This is a genomic window from Rhizobium leguminosarum bv. viciae (assembly GCF_012276115.1).
In the GTDB taxonomy this organism is placed as follows: Bacteria; Pseudomonadota; Alphaproteobacteria; order Rhizobiales; family Rhizobiaceae; genus Rhizobium; species Rhizobium leguminosarum_T.
Genome location: NZ_WIEU01000004.1, coordinates 93,953 through 113,686, shown reverse-complemented (window position 1 = coordinate 113,686; position 19,734 = coordinate 93,953). Strand labels below are relative to the sequence as shown.

Genomic DNA, 19,734 nt, shown 5'->3' with positions numbered 1-19,734 from the left:
AGAAGGAAGGCCAAGTTGCCGTCGCAAAGGGCAAAGTGCAGGGCGGGGTCATAGGGCTAGCGGGTCACGTGCACGTCTCGATTAGCGCGGCAATGCCGATGATCCTTACCAACCATCGATGAGGTGTGAGGAAGCAAAGGTGCTGCAATGCCCGTTGCCGGATGGGCGCGCTGATCGTCCCGCCGAAGGAGCAGAAGGTGGTGTGAGCGACGAGAAGTGACTCTGGGCCAAGATTCGAACTGGCATCCCCTCGAAGGTATCTTACATTAGAAGACCAGAATCAAATATACCAAGACACATTGTTCACGAAATTTCAACAACAACTTGATTTGCTACAGGATTGCCTTCCCCAAACTCAAACCTATAAGGATGATGCCAAGCAATTTTCTCGCTTGTATTTGACCACCGCTTTTGCCACGCGGATTGAGGGTCTTTCCATTTGTCGGCACGCTCGGAAAGCATTGCTAACGTTCTGGACTTTTCCTCCTGCGAAGACGACACGTCGTTAACGACTTTCTCAACCTGATCGACAAGCGCCAACAACTCTTCGCGCCTGTCGCGGCGCCTCAGCAGCCCTGCATAGAGATCGAGCGTTCTGAAATCCAATGTAGCCGCGGTGTACCGGGTCTCTTCGAACTCGCCCAATACACGTCGAGCGGACGCGCCAAGCAACCGCAACGCCCCATTGAAGTTCCCCTTCTCGATCCTCGCCAACGCAACGGCCTCCACCTGAGTAATCCTCACACTACTTATGCGTTTTGAGATGAGACCCTGAATGAGTGCGTCGTCACTCAACTGCGCAACTCGACGCAATCCCCCATTCGCCGCCGAAAATAGACGAACTTTTCCATCTTGATCGGCGAAATGTACCGGCGCTCCACTCGCACGATTACCTTTGGGGCCGTTACTGATGAACATTCGATTATTTCCCCCATTCAGCGTAACCGTCACTCGATAGTTTGCTAGCCGCTCCTCTTTCTTATCCACACTCAGGAATCTCGGCTTCCTCTCAGGTTCGCCAAAACCGGAACTTAGTCTACGAATTGACCCGCCATAGCTCATGATGATTGCGGGGAGCGCAGACACACCAAAAAGCAAGGCCATGCGCCGCGAACTGTCAATCGAGTCATCCCACTGAATGGCAACACGTGGCCAACCAGCCAATATGAGAGACGATGCGCAAAATCCAAACAGCAAAACTGCTAACGCCCGACCAGGCCAACTGTCCGGGGTAAAGTCGTAAAGGCGAGCATATTCGCTTGATAGTTCGATGCTAATATATAGAATACGTATAGCAATAATGAGACATGCCAAGACGAAGGAAATTAAAGCTACTCTGTAGAGTCCTTCGAGTTGCGCCGGCATTTCCACCAGATCCAAAATATCACGCTTAGTTGCTTCCTTTCTTTCAGCAGAACCATACTTGCATATTATTTTGGCAGGAAGGGACGACAGTATAAACCCGCTCACATCCAACGATGTTGTCTCCCGCTGAGGAGCAGGTATGGCACAATGCAAAAATGCAAGATTTTTATAAATTTTCTGGCGAGATCCGGTAAAATATAGCGCCCAGCAACCCATGGCCAAGAACCAAAGTGATGGTGCTAAATATAACTGAGACCCGAGACTGGTGCCTATTAAAGAAAAAGATATCGCCTGCTCCCTTAATTCATCCATCTTGTCTTGTGTTTTTTTGTTTTGTTCATTTAGTAATTTTATCGTTTCATTTCTAGCATCAATATTAGACTTCAATTCTGAAATGTCATTTCTGGTTAATTGCGTGGACGCCAACTCTCTCTCTGCATTCCTATTTTGAAGCTGGAGGATGACTACACGCCGACTGTTTGACTCGAATTTCGCGAGTTGCTCATAGCGCGCAAAACTTCCCTCTATTGCAAGATAGAAAGCAAATATAGCGACAAGTACTAGCAAAGACCGTTGAATTGCCCCCTCAGTTTTCGCTATACGAGCTTCATACCGTCCCGGCTCGAGCAAGCGAAAACCGACGGCGCTTTCTATATCGGATTTGTCGGTATCGCTCATGTTACAATGGGTGTTGTGCGCGATCTCATATATCTAGTAGAAATTGTATACCGCTTACACCGTAAATACAACCTAATATACTCACAGCAAACCCACTTATGCGGCCGATAGCTGAAAGCGAAAAAAGCGCCCCTCTGTTAAGAAGAGGGCGCTTGAGTTAGTATGTCGAAATGTACTGAATGTTCCGTGCCCCCTTTACCATCCGCCACCAAAGATGAGTTGAGCATATATGCTTGATCCGAATGCCACTCTTCGATGAAGTCCAAGAAGCGCAAATGATTTGCCGGTATCGCCCGCTGCTGCCCCATGCCGGAGATCCCCAATGCAATCACGCCATCGACCAGATATTGGACAGCAGGCGCCTCACCTACGAAGCGATCAACCGTCATTCAAAGATGGATAGGGCTGAACAACAGGCGTTGTCATTGGCCGCCACGGCGACGAGTTGGCGGCGAATACCGTGGATCCCATTTTCGTGGTAGAGGGAAGGACGCTGATAGGTTAGCGTCGCTCGTCTATCTAGCGACGACCGGCCAGAACGGCTCTTGGCCAGAGGATATCCCAGTGCTCTCCCGTCGCATGGGTTAGTCCTGGTCGGCAACGACGCGACCGGCGACAGAAGGGCGGTCGCGACCATTGATCGTCTCTTGGGTATCGAGACCGCCTATCGCATTGACCTGACAGACCTGCCGCTAAAGGGCGACATCAGCGATTGGATCGATGCAGGGCACTCCCAATATGAGAGGACTTGTGCCTGTTTGCGACCGCCAGAAGCCTTAAAACTCTAAATCATAAACAGAATGGGTAAGGAAAAATGGTGGGTGATGTAGGGCTCGAACCTACGACCCGCTGATTAAGAGTCAGCTGCTCTACCAACTGAGCTAATCACCCGTTCGCGCTTGGCTGCGCGGTGTGACGGGGCGTATAAACAGGATCGGCAGCCTTGTCCAGCGCATAGCCGAAATTTCTTTGGTTAATCGCGAAGATTTTTCGGTTTGGCTGAAACGCAGCCCATAACCCCGAAAATCGGAATCGATTTTCTGAAAGGATTATGCGCAGATTCAAAGTGATAGAGCGTCCCTTAGCGCGTCCTTGGGCGCGGCGCTCCAATGCATGTCGCCCAAAAGTGCGCAGCGGTTTTGGGATAACGACTTGCATAAAACAAAGACTTAAAGCGCGTCGCATGAATCCGGATTGACGCGACGCGCTTTAACGAAATCAAAGGTCGAGCGTGCCGCTGGCCAGCCGCACTGCCTGGCCGCCGATCCGCGCGTTGGAGATCGCCCCGCCGTCGACATCGATATGCAGGTGGATGAAGGACGGCCGGCCCATCTCGACGCCCTGCTCGATCATGATCGGGTGATGCCCGTCCGTCAGCCGGTCGAAATGGTGGATCGCGCCGGAGAGTGCGGCCGCCGCCGAGCCGGTGGCCGGATCTTCGGTGATGCCCATGCCGCTTGCGAACATACGCGCATGGAACTTCGCCACGTGGTTGACGCCGCCGCGGCAATAGACATAGGCCGAGGCAAGCGCGCCATCGACGAAGGGCACGATTTTTTCCCAGAGTTGCGGATCGAATTCCACCCGCTGCGTGGCTCCGACATCGTGCACCGGAATGAGCAGGAAGGGAACGCCGGCGCTCCAGACGGAGGGCACATGATTTTCGAAGCCGATCTCGGTCACCTTCAGCGATAGCGCATCGGCGATGCCGAGCTTGTCGAGCGGCATGATGGCCGGCTGCGATTTGCGCGGCAGGTCGAATTCGGCAAAGCTCGCCTCCCCCTCTCTCAGCCGAACCGCGCAGCGCACCGGCCCGACATTTTCCTCAAGCACCGAGACGAGATCGCGCGTAGCAGCACCATGTGCCCGTTCGGCCAGCGCCACCGCCGTACCGACCGTCGGATGGCCGGCAAAGGGCAGTTCGCGCCCCGGCGTGAAGATCCTGAGCTTCGCCGCATAGGCGGGATTGGTCGAAGGCTGCACGAAGACCGTCTCGGAGAGATTGATCTCCCGGGTGATCGCCTGCATCGCCTCGTCGCTGAGATCGTCTCCGTCGAAGATCACCGCCAGCGGATTGCCCGCAAGCTTTCGATCGGTGAACACGTCATAGACGCTGTAGCTTCGCGCCACATCGGCCTCCTTGAATCGTCATCGCGCCGCCAACCTGCCCGACCACGCGAGCGAGTGCAAGGCGCTAAAACGCGTCACGTCAACCGGATTCACACGACGCGCTTTCGATCTTTACGTGATGCGTGTCGTTATCCCGAAACGCTACATGGCTTTGGGCGGCATACATCAACTCCGCTCGGCCTTACCGAAATACCAGTCGATCACAGGCAACATGGCGATGTTATAGGCATGGGCGGAGGGATCGGCCGAGCGGATCGCCACCGCACCCGCGATCTCCTGATCCTCGGCGACGAGCATATGCCGCTCGATCCGCTCGATCATCTCGTCCGCCGTCATGTCGAAGCGGAATAGCCGCAGCAGCGTCACCGTGCGCTTGTTATGGGTGGCGAACAGCCCCTCACCCGCGACGGATTCGGCAAGATCGAGCCCGGTCTCCTCGTGGACTTCGCGGCGCATGTTCGCCTCGATGTCGCAGCGCCCGTCGACGATATCCTCCCGCTCCAGCGAGCCGGCGGCGAAATAGACCTGGCCGGGATTGGCGGTATGGGCGCCCATGCGGATCGCCACCAGTGCGCCGTCGGAGGTCTCGAGCACTGGATAGGCGAAGATGTGAATGCCGCCCTGGCGCTGCGGCTGCCGGCGCCACCACATGAAAGCGGAAAAGGGAATGACGTGGCCCTCGCCGGCAATCCCGTCTTCACCGAGCGATACCAACCGCTGGAACACCATGCGCCCGTCGAACAGCGCCGGATTGGCAGCAGTCTCCCTGCCCCAGTTCTCCCGGATCGCCGCCTCTTCGGCGGCGACGAAGGGATGGGGACCGGGCAGAATGCGCAGATCCACGCCGGCAATCGGAAAGACCGTCGCCTCCGGTGGCCAGCCGGCGAAATCATCGGAAAAATTGATGTTGGTGAAATTCGCGTTCAAATTTGCATTCATGGGAGATCCAGTGTCATGACGACGGGGCAGTGATCGGACGCCTTCGGCCTGTCCCAGCCGGTGCGCGGATAACGCTCCACTTCCTGCCCCGGCGGGAAGACGGTGCGGTAGGGCTGGCCGCTGCGGATGATTTCGGGCAGGCGGCCGGCATTATGGGCGGCAAGTGCTGGCGAAAGCCAGAGATAGTCGAGTTGGCAAAGCCACTGCTCCTGTGGCCCGCGAGCGTGATAGAGCGTCCAGCGGTCGAGGGGGTCGCGGCGGCGCACGACATTTTCGGCAAAGCCGTCGCGACTGAAAACGTCGAGCGCGCTTTCGGTCTCGTTGTGATGTTCGAAGCGATAACCGCTGCCCCGGCGGCCGATGACATCGACACGCTCCTGATAATCGTTCATGTCTCCGCAGATGGCGAAGCTGTTCGTGCCGGCTTGCTCCGCACCGAAGCGATCCTCGATGATGCGGCGCACGGCGCGCGCCTCGGCGCGGCGGACCGGCATCGTCGATTGCCGCCCGTCCAGCCCGTCGCGCGGATTGCCCATCGACTTGAAATGCACGACGTAGAGCGAAAACGGCCGGCCGCCGATCAGAAGATCAAGCTCCAGGCAGTCCCGCTTGAAGATCTTGTCGTCAATGCGGTTGGTGAGCGCCAGTTCCTCGTCGAAGAGATCGAGATCGCGATAGGTCGTCATCGCATGGCTTCTAATGTCCTTGAGCTCGATCTTCTGGCCATCGCGCGTTTCCTCGCGCATGAGGACGGCAACATCGATGCCGCGGCTGTCATTGCCCTCGACAAGGAATTTCTGCCGGTAGCCGTTTCCGACCATGCGGAAGAGATAGCCGTATTCGAAGGCCTGAAGTGCAGCCATGTTGTCGATTTCCTGCAGGCAGAGGATATCGGCGTCAGCATCGGCGATCGCAAGGGCCGACATCTGCCGCGTGTCGTCGGTCGCAGCGATCACCCGCGCCTGCTCGAGCTGCTGGTACACACCCTCGCTCGACACCTGGAAAAGCTTGATGACCCGGTCCTGGCGCAGCTGGTTGCGGAAGCCGGTGAAATCGAAACGGGTCAGGAGATTTTCGACGTTGAAGGTGGCGAGGCGAAGCGACATGGCAGGAGTCCGGTTGCGGGCAGTACCTTAACCGGCAATGGCCGCAGGAAAAGACGGCAGACCAAGAAAAATGCGGACAAGTGCCGTCTGCGCCCTAGATACGGCTGGGCGGGCTTGAAGTGGCGCTGTCATGAGGTTGGCTGTGCCCGCCATCAGGACTGCTCGACGAGCTCCTATTGCTCGAACCGCGGTATATGTCACTTGGGCTAAATGTCTGGGTTCGTTTGCCCCGCTCCAAAGATGGGCATCCCTGGAGAACGCTCGCAGCGCTTAGAAGAGCCGCCGAAAGCACGAAAACGGATCGAATACGCTTTACTGGAATTGGCATATTAATATGTCCTTTCAATTAGTCGATTATCGCGCGAGTTTTACTCATCCCATGCGATTCTGTTAATTCAGTCCGTTGCTCGGCTCCACGAAGCCGGAAGAACTATTCAACTTTATGGTGATTCGAAAGAAGATTTGGGTAATTTTCAACTTCTATTGTCGAGCTTCCATTGCTTTCGTAGACGCCGACTCTCGACCTATCAAAGCCGCCAGCCCGCGCGGATGACGGCGCGCACCGTCTCGCCCGCCTCGACGATCCCGCGGCTGTATGCGCGTAGCGTCTGGCCATTGCCGAGGATCAGTTTCACGGCGTAGCGCTCGCCCTCGAACAGCACGGATTCGACGATTGCCGGAGCCCCCTCGCCGCCGATGACCACATCCTCCGGCCGCACAAGGATATCAGCGCCATTGGTATGGGCAGCATGAAGCGCATCCTGCAGTTCATCCCATTCCAGGTGGCGTTCACGGTTCACAACCGGCAGCGTGAGAATGGCCCCCCGTCCGATGAGCCCGCCGACGATGCGCCCTTCAGGCCGCGCGTAGATCTCGGCGGGCGGCGCCACCTGCAGCAGCCGCCCTTCCGACATGACGGCGATGTCGGTCGCCAGTGCCATCGCCTCGCTCTGGTCGTGGGTGACGTAGATCATCGTCGCGCCCGAGCGCTGGTGGAACTCGCGAAAAGTCTCCTCCATCTCCTGTTTCAGGTGCCGGTCGAGATTGGCAAGCGGCTCGTCGAGCAGCACGACGTCCGGCGATGTCACCAGGCAGCGGGCGAGCGCCACGCGCTGTCGCTGGCCGCCGGAAAGATCGGCCGGACGCCGTTCGGCGTAGTCGGCGAGCCGGACGGTGCAGAGCGCATCGCGCACCTTCGCCCGGTAGGCTTCGCCTGATATGCCGCGCACCTTGAGGGGATAACCGACATTGTCGGCGACGCTCATATGCGGCCACAGCGCGTAGGACTGAAACACCATCGCCATGTTGCGCTTTTCCGGCGGCAGCGACTGCGCGGCATCGGCAAGCAATCTCTCCCCGAGATGGATCGAGCCGTCGCTCGGCGTCTCGAAACCGGCGATCATCCGCAGCACTGTCGTCTTGCCGCAACCGGAAGGCCCGAGCAACGCCAGGAAGCCGCCCTCGCGCACATCGAGCGAAAAGCCGCTGACGGCGGCGCGACCGGTGCCGAAATCCTTGCCGAGCTGGTTGAGGATCAACCTCGCCATGGGACCACTCCTTTCGGCAGGCGTTTCGCCAGAAGTTCGAGCAGCAGCATCAGCACGACGACCATGAGGACGACGAGCACCGAGAGCGCCGAAGCAAGGTCCGAGCTGCCGCTGTCGTCGAGATTGTAGATGGCGACGCCGAGCGTCTGTGTGCCGGCAGACCAGAGCAGCGCCGAGATCGTCAGCTCGTTGCAGGCAATCAGAAAGACAAGAATAACGGAGGCGCCGGCGGCCGGCGCAATCAGCGGCACGATGATATCGGCAAGCCGGCGGAAGAAGCCGGCGCCGGAAAGCCGCGCCGCCTCTTCCAGAGCCGGATCGAGCTGGTGGAAGGCGCTGACCACGGGTTTCAGGCTGACGGCGAAGAACGAGGAGAAATAGGCGATCAGGATGATCCAGATGGTGCCGTAGAGCGAGACGTGGAGGATCGGGATCGGTACTGCGAACACCAGGATGAAGCAGACCGCCATGACGATGCCGGGCAGCGAATAGGGTATCTCGATCAGGCTGGAGACGATGCGGGAAGCCGCATCCTTGCGCCGCGTCAGCGTGTAGGCTGCGAGCACCGTCACCACGAGGAGGCAAAGCGCGGTCGCGCCGGCGAGCGACAGCGAATTGATAAAGGCGGTGCGCGTCACCGCCTGCCGGAACAGGATCTCCTCAAAGGCATGCATCGACATCGTCTTGAACGTGAGCGGCACGCCATAGGCCGGCACCAGCGCGCCGGCGACAAGCGCGAAGAAGGGTGCTGCCAGCATGAAGAACAGGATCGCCCAGATGAGCGGCGTGAAGGCAAACCGCCAGGCGCCGAGTTCGAAGGCCGCACTCGCCCCGGATAACCCGATGACGCGGTAGTCGCGGCCGCGCAACGCCCGGTCCTGGATCATCAGCCCGACGACCGAGATGATGGCGATGATCGCCGAGAGCACGGCGACATCACCGAAGGTGCGGCTGGTGAAAGCGGAGAACTTGGTGAATATCAACGTTGGCAACGTGAAGATCGAGGCCGGAATGCCGAGAATGGCGGGAATGCCGAAATTGCCGGTGCAGGAGACGAAGGAGATCGCCGCACCCGCGACGATGCCGGGCAGCGATAGTGGCAGGATGATATCGCGGAACACCCGCAAGCTGGAAGCGCCGGAAAGCCGTGCGGCTTCGACCCCATCGCGCGGCAGCGTCATTAACCCGGCTCGGAGCGCCAGGTAGATCAGCGGCGCATGCTGCACGCCATAGAGCAGCGCGATGCCACCCACCGAATAGAGCGGCTGCGGCGAGCCGAGCGGCGGCGCGATGGAGAGCGCCTTCAACAGCGGGCTGGAGGGGCCTGACATCTGCACCCAGGCAAGCGCCGTCACCTGCGGCGGGATCATCATCGGCAGCACGAAGAAGAAGCTGAGCAGCCCCTTGGCGCGGATATCGGTCAGCGTCAGCAGGAAGGCAAAGAGGCAGCCGATGGCGAGCGAGATGATCGTGCCCAAAATGGCGGTGACAATGGTGTAATAGGTCGCCGACCACAGCGACGCTTCGCTCAAAACATCAATCACGCCGCCACCGGCAAAGGCCGCTATTCCGACCATGGCGAGGCGGGCGAGCGGCAGCACGCTGAGGATCAGGACGACGATGACGACAAAAGGAAACAGCCAGGCGGGCTGGCTGTTTCCGGTTTTGATGTATCCGTGCATGAAAGGATCAGTTCGAGCCGTAGATGCCCGAGAAGGTCTTCAGATCCTGGTCGGTATTCTTCAATGCTTCGGCCGCCTTGATCGGCAGGACCTTGATGGTGTCGCGCGCCGGAAAGCCGTCCGGCAGCTTCATGCCATTGCGGGCCGGGATGTAGCCGAGCTTCAGGAAACCCTCCTGGCCCTTTTCGGAGAGCACGTAATCGACGAATTTCTTGGCGGCATCGGCATTTTTGGTGCTGGCAAGGATGCCGACCGGCTCGGTGACGGCCGAAACGCCTTCGCTCGGGAAGACGAACTCGACAGGCGCGCCCTTGGCCTTCTCGCGGATCGGCATGTAGTCAACGACCATGCCATAGGCCTTTTCGCCCGAGGCGACCGACTTCAGCACGGCGCCGTTGCCACCGGCTGCAATCGCGCCGTTTTCCGCAAGCGACTTGTAGAAATCCCAGCCGAGGCCGGGAACGGCGGCGAGCGTCTGGGCGTGGATGAGGGCCGCACCCGAGGCAAGCGGGCTCGGCATGGTGACGAGACCCTTGGCTTCCGGCTTTGTCAGGTCCTTCCAGCTCGCAGGCTTCATCGCGGCCGAAGTGTTGTACATGATGCCGGTGGTGATCAGCTTGGTCGAATAGTAATAGCCGTCAGCGTCATAAAGGGCGGCATCGTACCCTGCGGCTTCCGGCGACTTGTAGGCCAAGAGCTTGCCGTCTTCCTTGAGGCGCTCCAGCGTCACCATGTCGGCAATGAGGAGAATGTCGGCGACCGGGTTGCCGGCCTGGATCTCGGCCTGGAGTTTCGCCATGATCTTCGGTGTGCCGTCGCGTACCCAGTCGACCTTGATATCGGGATTGGCGGCCATGAAGCCATCGACCGTCGCCTGCGCGTCTTCGTTCGGCTGGCTGGTGTAGAGAACCAGGTTTGCGGCCGAAGCCGGAATGGCAAAGAGGCTCGCGGCGAGAAGGGCTGCGGCGGAAACGATCGTTTTCATGGGGAGGGGTCCTCGGAATTGCGTCACCCTCCCTTATTAGGGATCGTTGACAGAGATGTGACAGGGCGCGTCGGTTGGTCCACGCCCTGCACCACTACTTTGTCATCGAGCAGTCGTAACCTATCCAGGGCTGCTGTGTCGGCATCGAATGGAACGGGCTGAGCCCGGCTTTAACGACGGCGGCATTTTCAAGCCGAATGATCAGGCTCACAGCATTCGGCCACGGCGCTCACGCGCCGTGGCCGCTCGGATCGAATACTACTTTGCGGCCTCTTCGATCAGTTCCGCCACCTTCTCGGGATGCGACACCATCACGACGTGGGAGGCGCCATCGACCACGACGGTCCTCTTCGAGCCTGCCCGCTCGGCCATGAAGCCAAGGGCTGCAGCGGGGATGTTCTTGTCGCCGGTGCCGTAGACAAACCACGACGGCAGCTTCTTCCAGGCGGGCTCGCCGGATTTGTCGGTCAGGGCGGCCTCGGTGACCGGACGTTGGGCAGCCGCCATCAGGGCCGCCTGCCCGGCCGGCACGTCGCTGGCGAACTGATCATGGAACTTCGCTTGGTCGATATAGAGATCGACACCGCCGGTGCTGAGCTTTACCGGGGCCGCCAGCGCTCCGCTCAGCGTGCCGCCCGGAAACTTGCCGGCAAGATCTGCGACGGATTCTCCGGCATCCGGCGCGAATGCCGCGACATAGACCAGCGACCTGACATTGTCGTGGCCGTTGGCCGCGGTCGAAATGACCTGGCCGCCATAGGAATGGCCGACGAGGACCACGGGGCCGGCGATGCTGCCGACCACGTCGGAGACATAGGCAGCGTCATTCGCAACGCTACGCAGCGGATTGGCGGCTGCCACGACAGAAAAGCCATCCTTGCGCAGGATTTCGACGACGCCGTTCCAGCTGGATGAATCGGCAAAGGCACCATGGACGAGGACGACGGTCGGCTTGGCCGGCTGGGCAACGGCAGCACCGGAAAGAAGAGCGCCGGCCAGGGCGACGGCAGCAGCAAACTTGAACATTGGTCATTCCTTTCTTCGGTTGGATATCGCAAGAGCCGAAGCGGAGTTGACGTGCTTTCCGGCTCTTAAGTTCGTCGTTTAATTTGTAAGAGATTTCTTTGTGCGCAATCTATCTAGATCATCTCTTCTGGCGCGTCAATAGCTTGCAAACAGATCGCGCACAAATTATATTGAAGCCAGAGGAGAGCGTGATGACAGACACCACATCGAATGATCTCGCCGACGTGCCCAAGATCGATGAAATGCTGTGCTTCTCGATCTATTCGGCAAGTCACGCCTTTAACCAGCTTTACCGTCCCCTGCTCGACGAACTGGAACTCACCTATCCGCAATTCCTTGTCATGACCGCCTTGTGGGCGCGCGACGACCGCACGGTGAAGGATCTCGGCGAGACGCTTTTTCTCGACTCCAGCACCCTCACGCCGCTGCTGAAGCGGCTGGAAAATGTCGGCCTTGTCACCCGCAACCGAAATCCCGCCGATGAGCGCCAGGTGCTCTTGCGCCTGACGAAGAAGGGACTGGCTCTCAAGAGCCGTGCCACCCATGTGTTCGACTGCATCGGCAAGGCCGTCGGTCTCGACGCCGAGACTGTCAACAAGATTCGGGACACGATTGCTTCGCTTCGCGACAATATTCACAACAAGGACAAGCACGAGAGCTGATGCGGCCTCCAGCGCGTCGACTGCGCCAAGACGATTTCCGTCGACAAGCCGATGACATATTGTACGATCTGCCGCCCGGCTCGTGATCGGCCATAGCCGCCACATGACCGGAAGATGCCGGCGCTCAGGAATCTTTACCTAAGGCTCGCGAACACGCCGCCATTGCCATCTCGGAGCGTTGAGGTACGTCAGTCTCGTTTAAAGGAGGAGTTCCAATGGAATATCGTTTGCTTGGCCGTTCGGGCCTGAAGATTTCCACATTGACCATGGGCACGATGACCTTCGGCGGCGTCGGTTGGGCGAAGATGGTCGGCGATCTCGGCATCTCCGAGGCGAAAAAGATGATCGATATGTGCATCGATGCCGGCATCAACCTGATCGACACCGCCAACGCCTATTCATCAGGCGAATGCGAAAACATCATCGGTGACGTGCTCTCCGGCAAGCGGCCGCAAGGCGTGTTGCTCGCCACCAAGGCCCGCTTCAGCATGGGCGACGGCCCGAACGACCAGGGTCTGTCGCGCTACCACCTGATCCGCGAATGCGAGGCGAGCCTCAAGCGCCTGAAGACCGATGTCATCGACCTTTACCAAGTGCATGAATGGGATGGTCAGACGCCGCTTGAAGAGACGATGGAAGCCCTCGACACCCTGATCCGGCAGGGCAAGGTGCGTTATGTCGGCTGCTCGAATTATTCCGGCTGGCACATCATGAAGGCGCTCGGCATCGCCAACGAGCACAGGTACCAGCGCTTCGTCAGCCAGCAAATCCACTATACGCTGGAAGCCCGCGACGCCGAATACGAGCTGCTGCCGATCTCGATCGATCAGGGCCTCGGCGTGCTGGTCTGGAGCCCGCTCGCCGGCGGCCTCCTCTCCGGCAAACATCGCCGCAACCAGGCAGCGCCCGAAGGTACGCGCCAGTTCGCCGGCTGGACCGAACCGCCGATCCGCGACGAGAACCGCCTCTGGAACATCGTTGAGACTCTGGTCGCGATCGGTGAGGAACGCGGCGTTTCCGCCGCTCAAGTTGCGCTCGCCTGGCTGATCGGCCGCAAGGCGGTGACCTCGGTCATCATCGGCGGCCGCACCGAAGCCCAGTTCCGCGACAACATCGCAGCCGCCGAGCTGAAGCTCACGGACGAGGAGCGCAAGCGCCTCGACGCGGTCAGCCTGCCGCCGGTGATCTATCCTTACTGGCACCAGCTGAACACGGTGAGCGACAGGCTTGGTGAAGCCGATCTCGAGCTTTTCGGCCCGCATCTTCAGCAATAGCGTCGGCGCTCCTCCCATGCACGGTGAAAGATATGCGTCACAAAAGATGCACTTTCACCGTGCTACCATGAGATCCCGCCACCGCAGCGAGGGTTTCCATGCTGAAGAACTACAAGGTCCTGAAGGGTACGGCGAGCGCACTCGCCCTTGATGACGACAACGATCCCCATATCGAGATCCGCATCGAGGCGGACGGCGTCAGCTACCGCATCGCGCTGAACGTCCGCTCGAAGATGTCACCGCACGACCTCCTCTACGCCAATATCGTCGATTTCAAGCATCCGGCACTGACGGACGCGCTCGAAGCCCTGCCGATGGGCCTGACCGATATCCGCAAGGACCGTCCGGAGCTTGCGATCGACTATGTCCGTGGCGGAATGATCGAGCGCGAGGACATGGATGTCGCGCCCTTCCAGCTCTCCGGCCCGAAGAACGATCTCAGGGAATTCATCGAGCCGATCGTCGAGGAAGGCATTGCCGATCCCGACATCCATTTCTATGCCTTCGGCGAGGCCTGGGGCCCCGAGCACAACAAGCCCGACCAATATTTCGATTTCGAGCCGGGCAACGGCATCCACGACATCCACATGAATCAGGGCGACGGCGGTAGCTTCAAGGCCACCAACGGCCCGAACCAGGACGGGGCGCTGCTCGTCCATTTCACCGATACCGACGAATGGGCGGCAATCTTCCTCTGCTTCCAGTCTCAGAACTGGAACACCGACGCGGCGACCGGCCATCCCGTTTCGGAGAACCGCGGCGGCCAGGGCCGCGGCGAAGGCACGCGGCGGCCGCAGCCGGTCGTCGCCTCGTCGCTGCGCATCATCGCCGCGCTGATCAATCCGGTGAACGGCGCAGGCGGCACCGAGGCCGAAACGGTGACGATCATCAACCGCTCCGACATGGAGGCATCGCTCGAAGGCTGGAAGCTGGAGGACGAAAACGGCAGAACCCAGACGCTGTCGGGATCGCTCGCCGCAGGTGAGCTGCGCACCATCGCGCTCGATGCCGCAGCCGGCGGCCCGCAGCTTGCCAATCGGGGCGGCGACATCATCCTGCGCAATGCCGACGGCGCCGTTGCCGATCGGGTCGGCTACGGCAAGAGCGAGACGGCGAACGAAGGCTGGACGACGATCTTCTGATCGGCGTTCTGGCTGGCTGGTGCCGAAACATGCATTGGAAGGATTAATCGCTTACCCCTCCCTCTGAGAAAAAAGGCGGAAGCACTTCCCTCTCCTCCCTCATTCCTGTGCTCGTCACAGGAATCCAGCGTGCCCAAGTCCTTGGGCACGAGAGAGGCTTTCACAAGTAAGAGTCAATCACGGCGCAGACGCGCCTTGGCTGGATTCCTGTGACGAGCACAGGAATGAGGGACGGCAGTGAATGTCGCTGCGCCTTCTCATCTCGCAAGCAATCACTCGCCGATCTCGGCCGAGATCAGCGCGCTCAGGCGGCCGATGCCGTCCTCGATCATCTGCTCGTTGGCGCAGGAGAAGCTGAGGCGGAAGGTGTTGGCGCCGGAACCATCGGCGAAGAACGCCTTGCCGGGCACGAACGCGACCTTGGCGGTTTCGAGCGATTTCGCCAGCAACTTGGCGCCGTCCATGCCCTCCGGCAGTGTGATCCAGATGAACATGCCGCCCTCCGGCTTCGTCCAGCTGGTGCCTTCCGGCATGTATTTCTCAAGTGCGGCCAGCATGCAGTCGCGGCGTTGGCTATAGGCGGCCTTGATCTTGGCGACCTGCGCATCGAAGCCGCGCTCGGCGACATCTGATATCGCCATCTGGTTGATCGTCGAAGAATGCAGGTCGGCCGCCTGCTTCATCAGCACCAGCTTGCGGATCACGGGCGCATTGGCGACGATGAAGCCGACGCGAAGGCCGGGCGCCAGCGTCTTCGAGAAGCTGCCGCAATAGATCGTGCGCGTATCGTTGATATGGCCCTTCTCGGCGATCTCCAGCGCCAGGATCGGCGGGATCGGATCGCCGTCGTAACGCAGCGACTGGTAGGCCGCATCCTCGATGACGGCGATGTCGAGATCTTCCGCCAGCGCCAGCACCTTCTTGCGGCCGTCAAGATCGACGGTCTCGCCGGTCGGATTGGAGAAGTCGGTGGAGAGATAGGCGAATTTTACCTTGCCGCCGGCAGCGGAAGCGGACGCGCGGTAGGACTCGGGGGTCCGGTTGCCGTTCGGCGTCAGCTGGTCGTAGGCCGGTTCATAGGCATTGAAGGCCTGCAGCGCGCCGAGATAGGTCGGCCATGTCACCAGCGCGGTGTCATCAGGCGACAGGAAGAGCTTGCCGAGATAGTCGAGGCCCTGCTGCGAACCGGACACGATGAAAACGTTGTCGAGTTCGCAGGGGATGTCGAGAGCCGCCATCTGCCCGACCAGCCATTCGCGCAGCGGCTTGTAGCCCTCGCTGACCGAATATTGCAGCGCTGAGTTGACGGCGGCGCCGTCGAAGATATCGGCATAGGCCTGCTTGAATTCCTGATCGGGAAAGAGCGCCGAATCCGGAATGCCGCCGGCAAATGAGATGATGTCCGGCCGGTCGAGAAGCTTCAAGAGCTCGCGGATCTCGGATGCGCGCATGCGCGACGAGCGCGACGCAAACATGGTGTCCCAGTTCAGCATGGAGTTTCCTCATATTTTCTATACCGCCGACAAACCATGCCACCGGAATTATGTCAATAATACTGACCTATTTTCTTGTCATGGTGACAAGAAAGCGATGATTCCTCTGATCGATGCCGAAACCGGCTGATTCAGGCCTTTCCAAGACCAGCCCGGCGGCGGTAGTGTCGCCGCCACTATTCAATGTACTATCAAGGTGCCAGCAATGACCGCGACGACGACCTCTCCCGAAATCAAAATCGAACTCCACAAGTCTCCCGTCTCGGACGCCGATCGCATCCAGGCACTGGAGACGCCCGGCTTCGGCAAGGTCTTCACGGATCATATGGTCCTGGCACGGTGGACTGCCGACAAGGGTTGGCACGATGCCAAGGTTACGCCGAGGCGTCCTCTGGAGCTCGATCCTGCGAGCGCCGTGCTGCACTATGCTCAGGAAATTTTCGAAGGCATGAAAGCCTACAAGGCAGACGATGGCCGGATTCTACTCTTTCGGCCCGAAGAAAACGCCCGCCGCTTCGCGCAATCGGCGATCCGCATGGCTATGCCTCCTGTGCCCGAAGAACTCTTTCTGAAGGCAGTCGAAGAACTGGTCCGCGTTGACAAGGCCTGGATTCCATCCGGCGACGCCAGCCTCTACCTTCGCCCCTTCATGTTCGCCAACGAGGCGTTCCTGGGCGTTCGTCCGGCTCAGGAATATGTCTTCTGCATCATCGCCTCTCCGGTCGGCGCCTACTTCAAAGGCGGAGCGAAGGCGGTCTCCCTATGGGTCGAGACCGAATACACCCGTGCTGCCGCCGGCGGCACCGGCGCTGCAAAATGCGGCGGAAACTACGCAGCCAGCCTCGTGGCGCAAGCCGAAGCAGCGAAGAAGGATTGCGATCAGGTCGTCTTCCTGGACGCCGCAGAGCATCGCTGGGTCGAAGAACTCGGCGGCATGAACGTCTTCTTCGTGATGAATGATGGGTCTGTGGTGACCCCGCCCCTCGGCGGCACGATCCTGCCGGGCATCACCCGAGCCTCCGTGATCGTACTCGCCGAAGAAAAGGGCTTGCGCGTCGAGCAGCGTCCCTACTCCTTCGAAGAATGGCAGCAGGACGCAACCAGCGGCAAGCTCGTCGAAGCCTTCGCTTGCGGCACTGCCGCGGTCCTGGCGGGCATCGGACTGGTTCGACATGCCGGCGGCGAGTTTCTGGTCGGAGACGGACAGACCGGCAAGTTGACCAGCGAACTGCGCCAGCAACTCGTCAGTCTGCAGAAGGGCGTAACCAACGATGAGCGCGGCTGGACGCGCCTTGTTCCGGCCTGAACTCCAGACGCTTCACGCGAATGGCGGCGTCAACACCGACTTGGTGGACACCGCTTCCGCCTCGCCCGGAAAAGCTGTCGGGCTGGCGATCTATTCCGCCCTCGTCGGAGTTCGTTTCGATCTGCAAGATACGATGTTCTTCGAGCCGACAGCCATTGAGCAATCCGCGGATCGCTTTCGAAAACGGACGCCGCCCGTTTTTAGTGGCCGAGTCAGCCGGGAAAAACCGTCGTCAACTTCCCATTTGGCGACCGAAATAGCACCAACGCCAAAAACGGTTCGCCATTGACCGACGCCAAGTGAATTCTTACTATTACCAATCGATAGAGGAAAGGTAAGAATGGCAACTGCAACCCTCTCTACAAAATTCCAGATCTCCATTCCCAAGGAAGTGCGCGAACAACAGCACTGGTCAGCGGGACAGGAATTCGTGTTCATACCCAAAGGCAAAGGCGTATTGCTGATGCCGGTCCCGACGCTTGCCGATCTTCGCGGCATCGCCGAAGGCGCAGACAAGGCAAACTACCGCGACCGGAACGACCGTTTCTGATGCGCGTGATCGACAGTTCCGCATGGATAGAATGGCTGACGAAAAGTGCTGCCGGAACCCGGCTGCAGGCCGAAATCCCGGAACGCGATCAATGCATCGTTCCGACGATCGTGCAACTCGAGCTTTCCAAATGGCTGGCACGAGAAAAGGACGAGGAAGCCGTCGACAGCTTCATCGCCTATACCGCGACATGCATGGTTGTTTCTCTCGACACGACGCTTGCCCGCCGTGCTGCCGAAATATCGGCAGCACATAAACTCGCCACCGCCGATGCGATCATTTATGCGACCGCGGAGTGCCACGATGCCGATATCCTGACCTGCGACGCCCATTTCAAGGATCTCGATCGCGTCATCTATATCGATAAAAAAGACTGATCTGCATGTGACCCAAGCCCTCGACGGCGCGGCACAACGCTTCTATCACAAACTGGGAAATGATAATCTGGCATCTGGAATGGCTGATAACCGGCATGTGCAGGCGGCACCGAATCCAATGGCGAAAATGACGATCTCGCTTCCGGATAATCTGGCGGAATACCTCGAAAACCGTGTCGCAAGCGGCAGATACAGCAGTGCCGACGCATTCCTGGCAGAGCTTATTCTGAAGGATCAGCTCCATCACAAGCTTGACGACGAAGAACTGCGCAACATTCTGAGACAGGCTGAGGAAAGCGGCCCGAGCGAGCGACGCATTCCCGACATCCTGTCGGAAACGAAGGCAAAGCTGCGTGACAACCACCTATAGGCTGACCCGAACCGCGTACTCCGTGCTATCAGGCATCGACGAATATGCTTGCCTCAATTTCGGCGAGGCGCAGGCAGACGCCTATCTTCTCGACTGGGACAGGATTTTCGTGCTTCTTTCGCATGCTCCCTCCATGGGAGAAGAGTGCGACGAACTCGGCGCGGGCCTTCGCCGCCTCCTCCACATGCGCCACGTCGCCTTCTACCGGGTGACATCGGAAGGGATTGTCGTCATTGACATCATCGACGCCGACCGGCTTCCTGAAAGACATCTTCAATCCAATCGACGCCCGCGATCGGCCGAACAGCATGCCTCTTGACCGCACCTCCGCCTTCTATGAGGAAAATGCCGAGACATACGCCAAGCGGGCGCGCAGCTTGCCGAAGCAGCAGCTCGATGCCTTCCTCGCCGGGCTTGCGCCGGGTGCGGCAATCCTCGAACTCGGCTGCGGCGGCGGGCAGGACAGCGCCTACATGCTGTCGCAGGGTTTCGACGTGACGCCGACGGATGGCTCGACCGAGCTTGCAAGACAAGCGGAGGCGTTGATCGGCAGGCCGGTCACGGTCATGCTGTTCCAGGAGCTCGACGCCGACAGCGCCTTCAACGGCGTCTGGGCGCATGCAAGCCTTCTCCATGTTCCAAGACCTGAGCTGCCCGACGTCTTCGCCCGCATCCGGCGCGCGCTGAGGACGGGCGGCATCATTCATGCGACCTTCAAGGGAGGGGGAGCGGAGGGCCATGACGGCTTCGGCCGTTATTACAACTATCCCTCCGCCGACGGACTGTCGGCGCTTCTGACAAAAGGCGGCTGGCATGACATCACCATCGAGGAAAACGACGGCGGCGGTTATGACGGTAAGCCGACGCGGTGGATCACGGTGATGGCGCATCGGTAGAGGCTGCTTGCTTTCCGGGCTGAGCGTCCATTCCCGGTTGAGATCATGATCTTATTGGCAGAGGCGGATTTCTCTGCAGTTGACGGAGATCGGTCTATGTCTCGCTTTGCCCCGCCAATTTTTGCGGCTGCTATCTGAAATCCAAACCGTGCTTCAAGAAACCCTGCATCCATAGCAGGCTACTTCTCAATGGGTCGGGATGGCCT

Annotated in this window: 20 protein-coding genes and 1 tRNA gene; 10 read left to right on the top strand and 11 right to left on the bottom strand. The window is 59.4% G+C overall.

Features of this window, described 5'->3' with window-relative positions; all coding sequences use genetic code 11:
• Nucleotides 1-303: 303 nt before the first annotated feature.
• The 10 genes from GFM02_RS08935 to GFM02_RS08890 form a co-directional block, all read right to left on the bottom strand.
• Nucleotides 304-2,043, bottom strand: coding sequence for a hypothetical protein (locus GFM02_RS08935; protein ID WP_168321453.1), 1,740 nt, complete (start codon nucleotides 2,041-2,043; stop codon nucleotides 304-306).
• Nucleotides 2,044-2,180: 137 nt separating this feature from the next.
• Nucleotides 2,181-2,432 (bottom strand): hypothetical protein, encoded by a 252-nt coding sequence (locus GFM02_RS08930; protein WP_168321452.1) that lies wholly within the window; start codon nucleotides 2,430-2,432, stop codon nucleotides 2,181-2,183.
• 426 nt (nucleotides 2,433-2,858) lie between these two features.
• Nucleotides 2,859-2,934, bottom strand: a tRNA-Lys gene (locus tag GFM02_RS08925).
• 327 nt (nucleotides 2,935-3,261) lie between these two features.
• A complete protein-coding gene (locus GFM02_RS08920) occupies nucleotides 3,262-4,173 on the bottom strand; it encodes a PhzF family phenazine biosynthesis isomerase (protein ID WP_168321451.1) in 912 nt (303 codons plus the stop codon).
• A gap of 165 nt (nucleotides 4,174-4,338) precedes the next feature.
• A complete protein-coding gene (locus tag GFM02_RS08915) occupies nucleotides 4,339-5,112 on the bottom strand; it encodes an NUDIX hydrolase (RefSeq protein ID WP_168321450.1) in 774 nt (257 codons plus the stop codon).
• Nucleotides 5,109-6,218, bottom strand: a complete 1,110-nt coding sequence (locus tag GFM02_RS08910; protein WP_168321449.1) for an endonuclease/exonuclease/phosphatase family protein — start codon at nucleotides 6,216-6,218, stop codon at nucleotides 5,109-5,111. The genes GFM02_RS08915 and GFM02_RS08910 overlap by 4 nt, the downstream gene beginning before the upstream one ends.
• A gap of 527 nt (nucleotides 6,219-6,745) precedes the next feature.
• Complete coding sequence (locus tag GFM02_RS08905; protein WP_168321448.1) at nucleotides 6,746-7,765, bottom strand: ABC transporter ATP-binding protein; 1,020 nt, start codon at nucleotides 7,763-7,765, stop codon at nucleotides 6,746-6,748.
• Nucleotides 7,753-9,447 (bottom strand): ABC transporter permease, encoded by a 1,695-nt coding sequence (locus GFM02_RS08900; protein WP_168321447.1) that lies wholly within the window; start codon nucleotides 9,445-9,447, stop codon nucleotides 7,753-7,755. Before GFM02_RS08900 ends, GFM02_RS08905 begins: the two co-directional genes overlap by 13 nt.
• A gap of 7 nt (nucleotides 9,448-9,454) precedes the next feature.
• Nucleotides 9,455-10,432: an ABC transporter substrate-binding protein gene (locus GFM02_RS08895; protein WP_168321446.1), complete on the bottom strand. Its 978-nt coding sequence runs from the start codon at nucleotides 10,430-10,432 to the stop codon at nucleotides 9,455-9,457.
• 258 nt (nucleotides 10,433-10,690) lie between these two features.
• A complete protein-coding gene (locus tag GFM02_RS08890) occupies nucleotides 10,691-11,458 on the bottom strand; it encodes an alpha/beta fold hydrolase (RefSeq protein WP_168321445.1) in 768 nt (255 codons plus the stop codon).
• Between the two features lie 191 nt (nucleotides 11,459-11,649).
• Here GFM02_RS08890 and GFM02_RS08885 point away from each other — a divergent pair, with 191 nt between their 5' ends.
• The 3 genes from GFM02_RS08885 (at nucleotide 11,650) to GFM02_RS08875 (ending at nucleotide 14,536) form a co-directional block, all read left to right on the top strand.
• On the top strand, nucleotides 11,650-12,120 hold the full coding sequence (locus GFM02_RS08885; protein WP_168321444.1) for a MarR family winged helix-turn-helix transcriptional regulator: 471 nt from the start codon (nucleotides 11,650-11,652) through the stop codon (nucleotides 12,118-12,120).
• Between the two features lie 215 nt (nucleotides 12,121-12,335).
• On the top strand, nucleotides 12,336-13,394 hold the full coding sequence (locus tag GFM02_RS08880) for an aldo/keto reductase (RefSeq protein WP_072637882.1): 1,059 nt from the start codon (nucleotides 12,336-12,338) through the stop codon (nucleotides 13,392-13,394).
• A gap of 98 nt (nucleotides 13,395-13,492) precedes the next feature.
• Entirely contained in the window at nucleotides 13,493-14,536 is a 1,044-nt protein-coding gene (locus tag GFM02_RS08875; RefSeq protein ID WP_168321443.1) for a DUF2278 family protein, read from the top strand.
• A gap of 272 nt (nucleotides 14,537-14,808) precedes the next feature.
• On the opposite strand, the gene GFM02_RS08870 is transcribed toward GFM02_RS08875, so the two are convergent.
• Nucleotides 14,809-16,029 (bottom strand): PLP-dependent aminotransferase family protein, encoded by a 1,221-nt coding sequence (locus GFM02_RS08870; RefSeq protein WP_168321442.1) that lies wholly within the window; start codon nucleotides 16,027-16,029, stop codon nucleotides 14,809-14,811.
• A gap of 205 nt (nucleotides 16,030-16,234) precedes the next feature.
• Between GFM02_RS08870 and GFM02_RS08865 the strand changes: the two genes are divergently transcribed.
• The 7 genes from GFM02_RS08865 to GFM02_RS08835 all read left to right on the top strand — a co-directional run bounded on the left by GFM02_RS08865 (nucleotide 16,235) and on the right by GFM02_RS08835 (nucleotide 19,528).
• Complete coding sequence (locus GFM02_RS08865; protein WP_168321441.1) at nucleotides 16,235-17,335, top strand: branched-chain amino acid aminotransferase; 1,101 nt, start codon at nucleotides 16,235-16,237, stop codon at nucleotides 17,333-17,335.
• On the top strand, nucleotides 17,322-17,624 hold the full coding sequence (locus tag GFM02_RS08860; RefSeq protein WP_168321440.1) for a hypothetical protein: 303 nt from the start codon (nucleotides 17,322-17,324) through the stop codon (nucleotides 17,622-17,624). Before GFM02_RS08865 ends, GFM02_RS08860 begins: the two co-directional genes overlap by 14 nt.
• A gap of 51 nt (nucleotides 17,625-17,675) precedes the next feature.
• Complete coding sequence (locus GFM02_RS08855) at nucleotides 17,676-17,885, top strand: AbrB/MazE/SpoVT family DNA-binding domain-containing protein (protein WP_025395208.1); 210 nt, start codon at nucleotides 17,676-17,678, stop codon at nucleotides 17,883-17,885.
• Complete coding sequence (locus GFM02_RS08850) at nucleotides 17,885-18,262, top strand: type II toxin-antitoxin system VapC family toxin (protein WP_168321439.1); 378 nt, start codon at nucleotides 17,885-17,887, stop codon at nucleotides 18,260-18,262. Before GFM02_RS08855 ends, GFM02_RS08850 begins: the two co-directional genes overlap by 1 nt.
• A 118-nt stretch (nucleotides 18,263-18,380) precedes the next feature.
• Nucleotides 18,381-18,632: a ribbon-helix-helix domain-containing protein gene (locus GFM02_RS08845; protein ID WP_026265338.1), complete on the top strand. Its 252-nt coding sequence runs from the start codon at nucleotides 18,381-18,383 to the stop codon at nucleotides 18,630-18,632.
• On the top strand, nucleotides 18,616-18,951 hold the full coding sequence (locus GFM02_RS08840; protein WP_011652706.1) for a type II toxin-antitoxin system RelE/ParE family toxin: 336 nt from the start codon (nucleotides 18,616-18,618) through the stop codon (nucleotides 18,949-18,951). The genes GFM02_RS08845 and GFM02_RS08840 overlap by 17 nt, the downstream gene beginning before the upstream one ends.
• Entirely contained in the window at nucleotides 18,941-19,528 is a 588-nt protein-coding gene (locus GFM02_RS08835; protein WP_168321438.1) for an SAM-dependent methyltransferase, read from the top strand. The genes GFM02_RS08840 and GFM02_RS08835 overlap by 11 nt, the downstream gene beginning before the upstream one ends.
• Nucleotides 19,529-19,734: the final 206 nt, after the last annotated feature.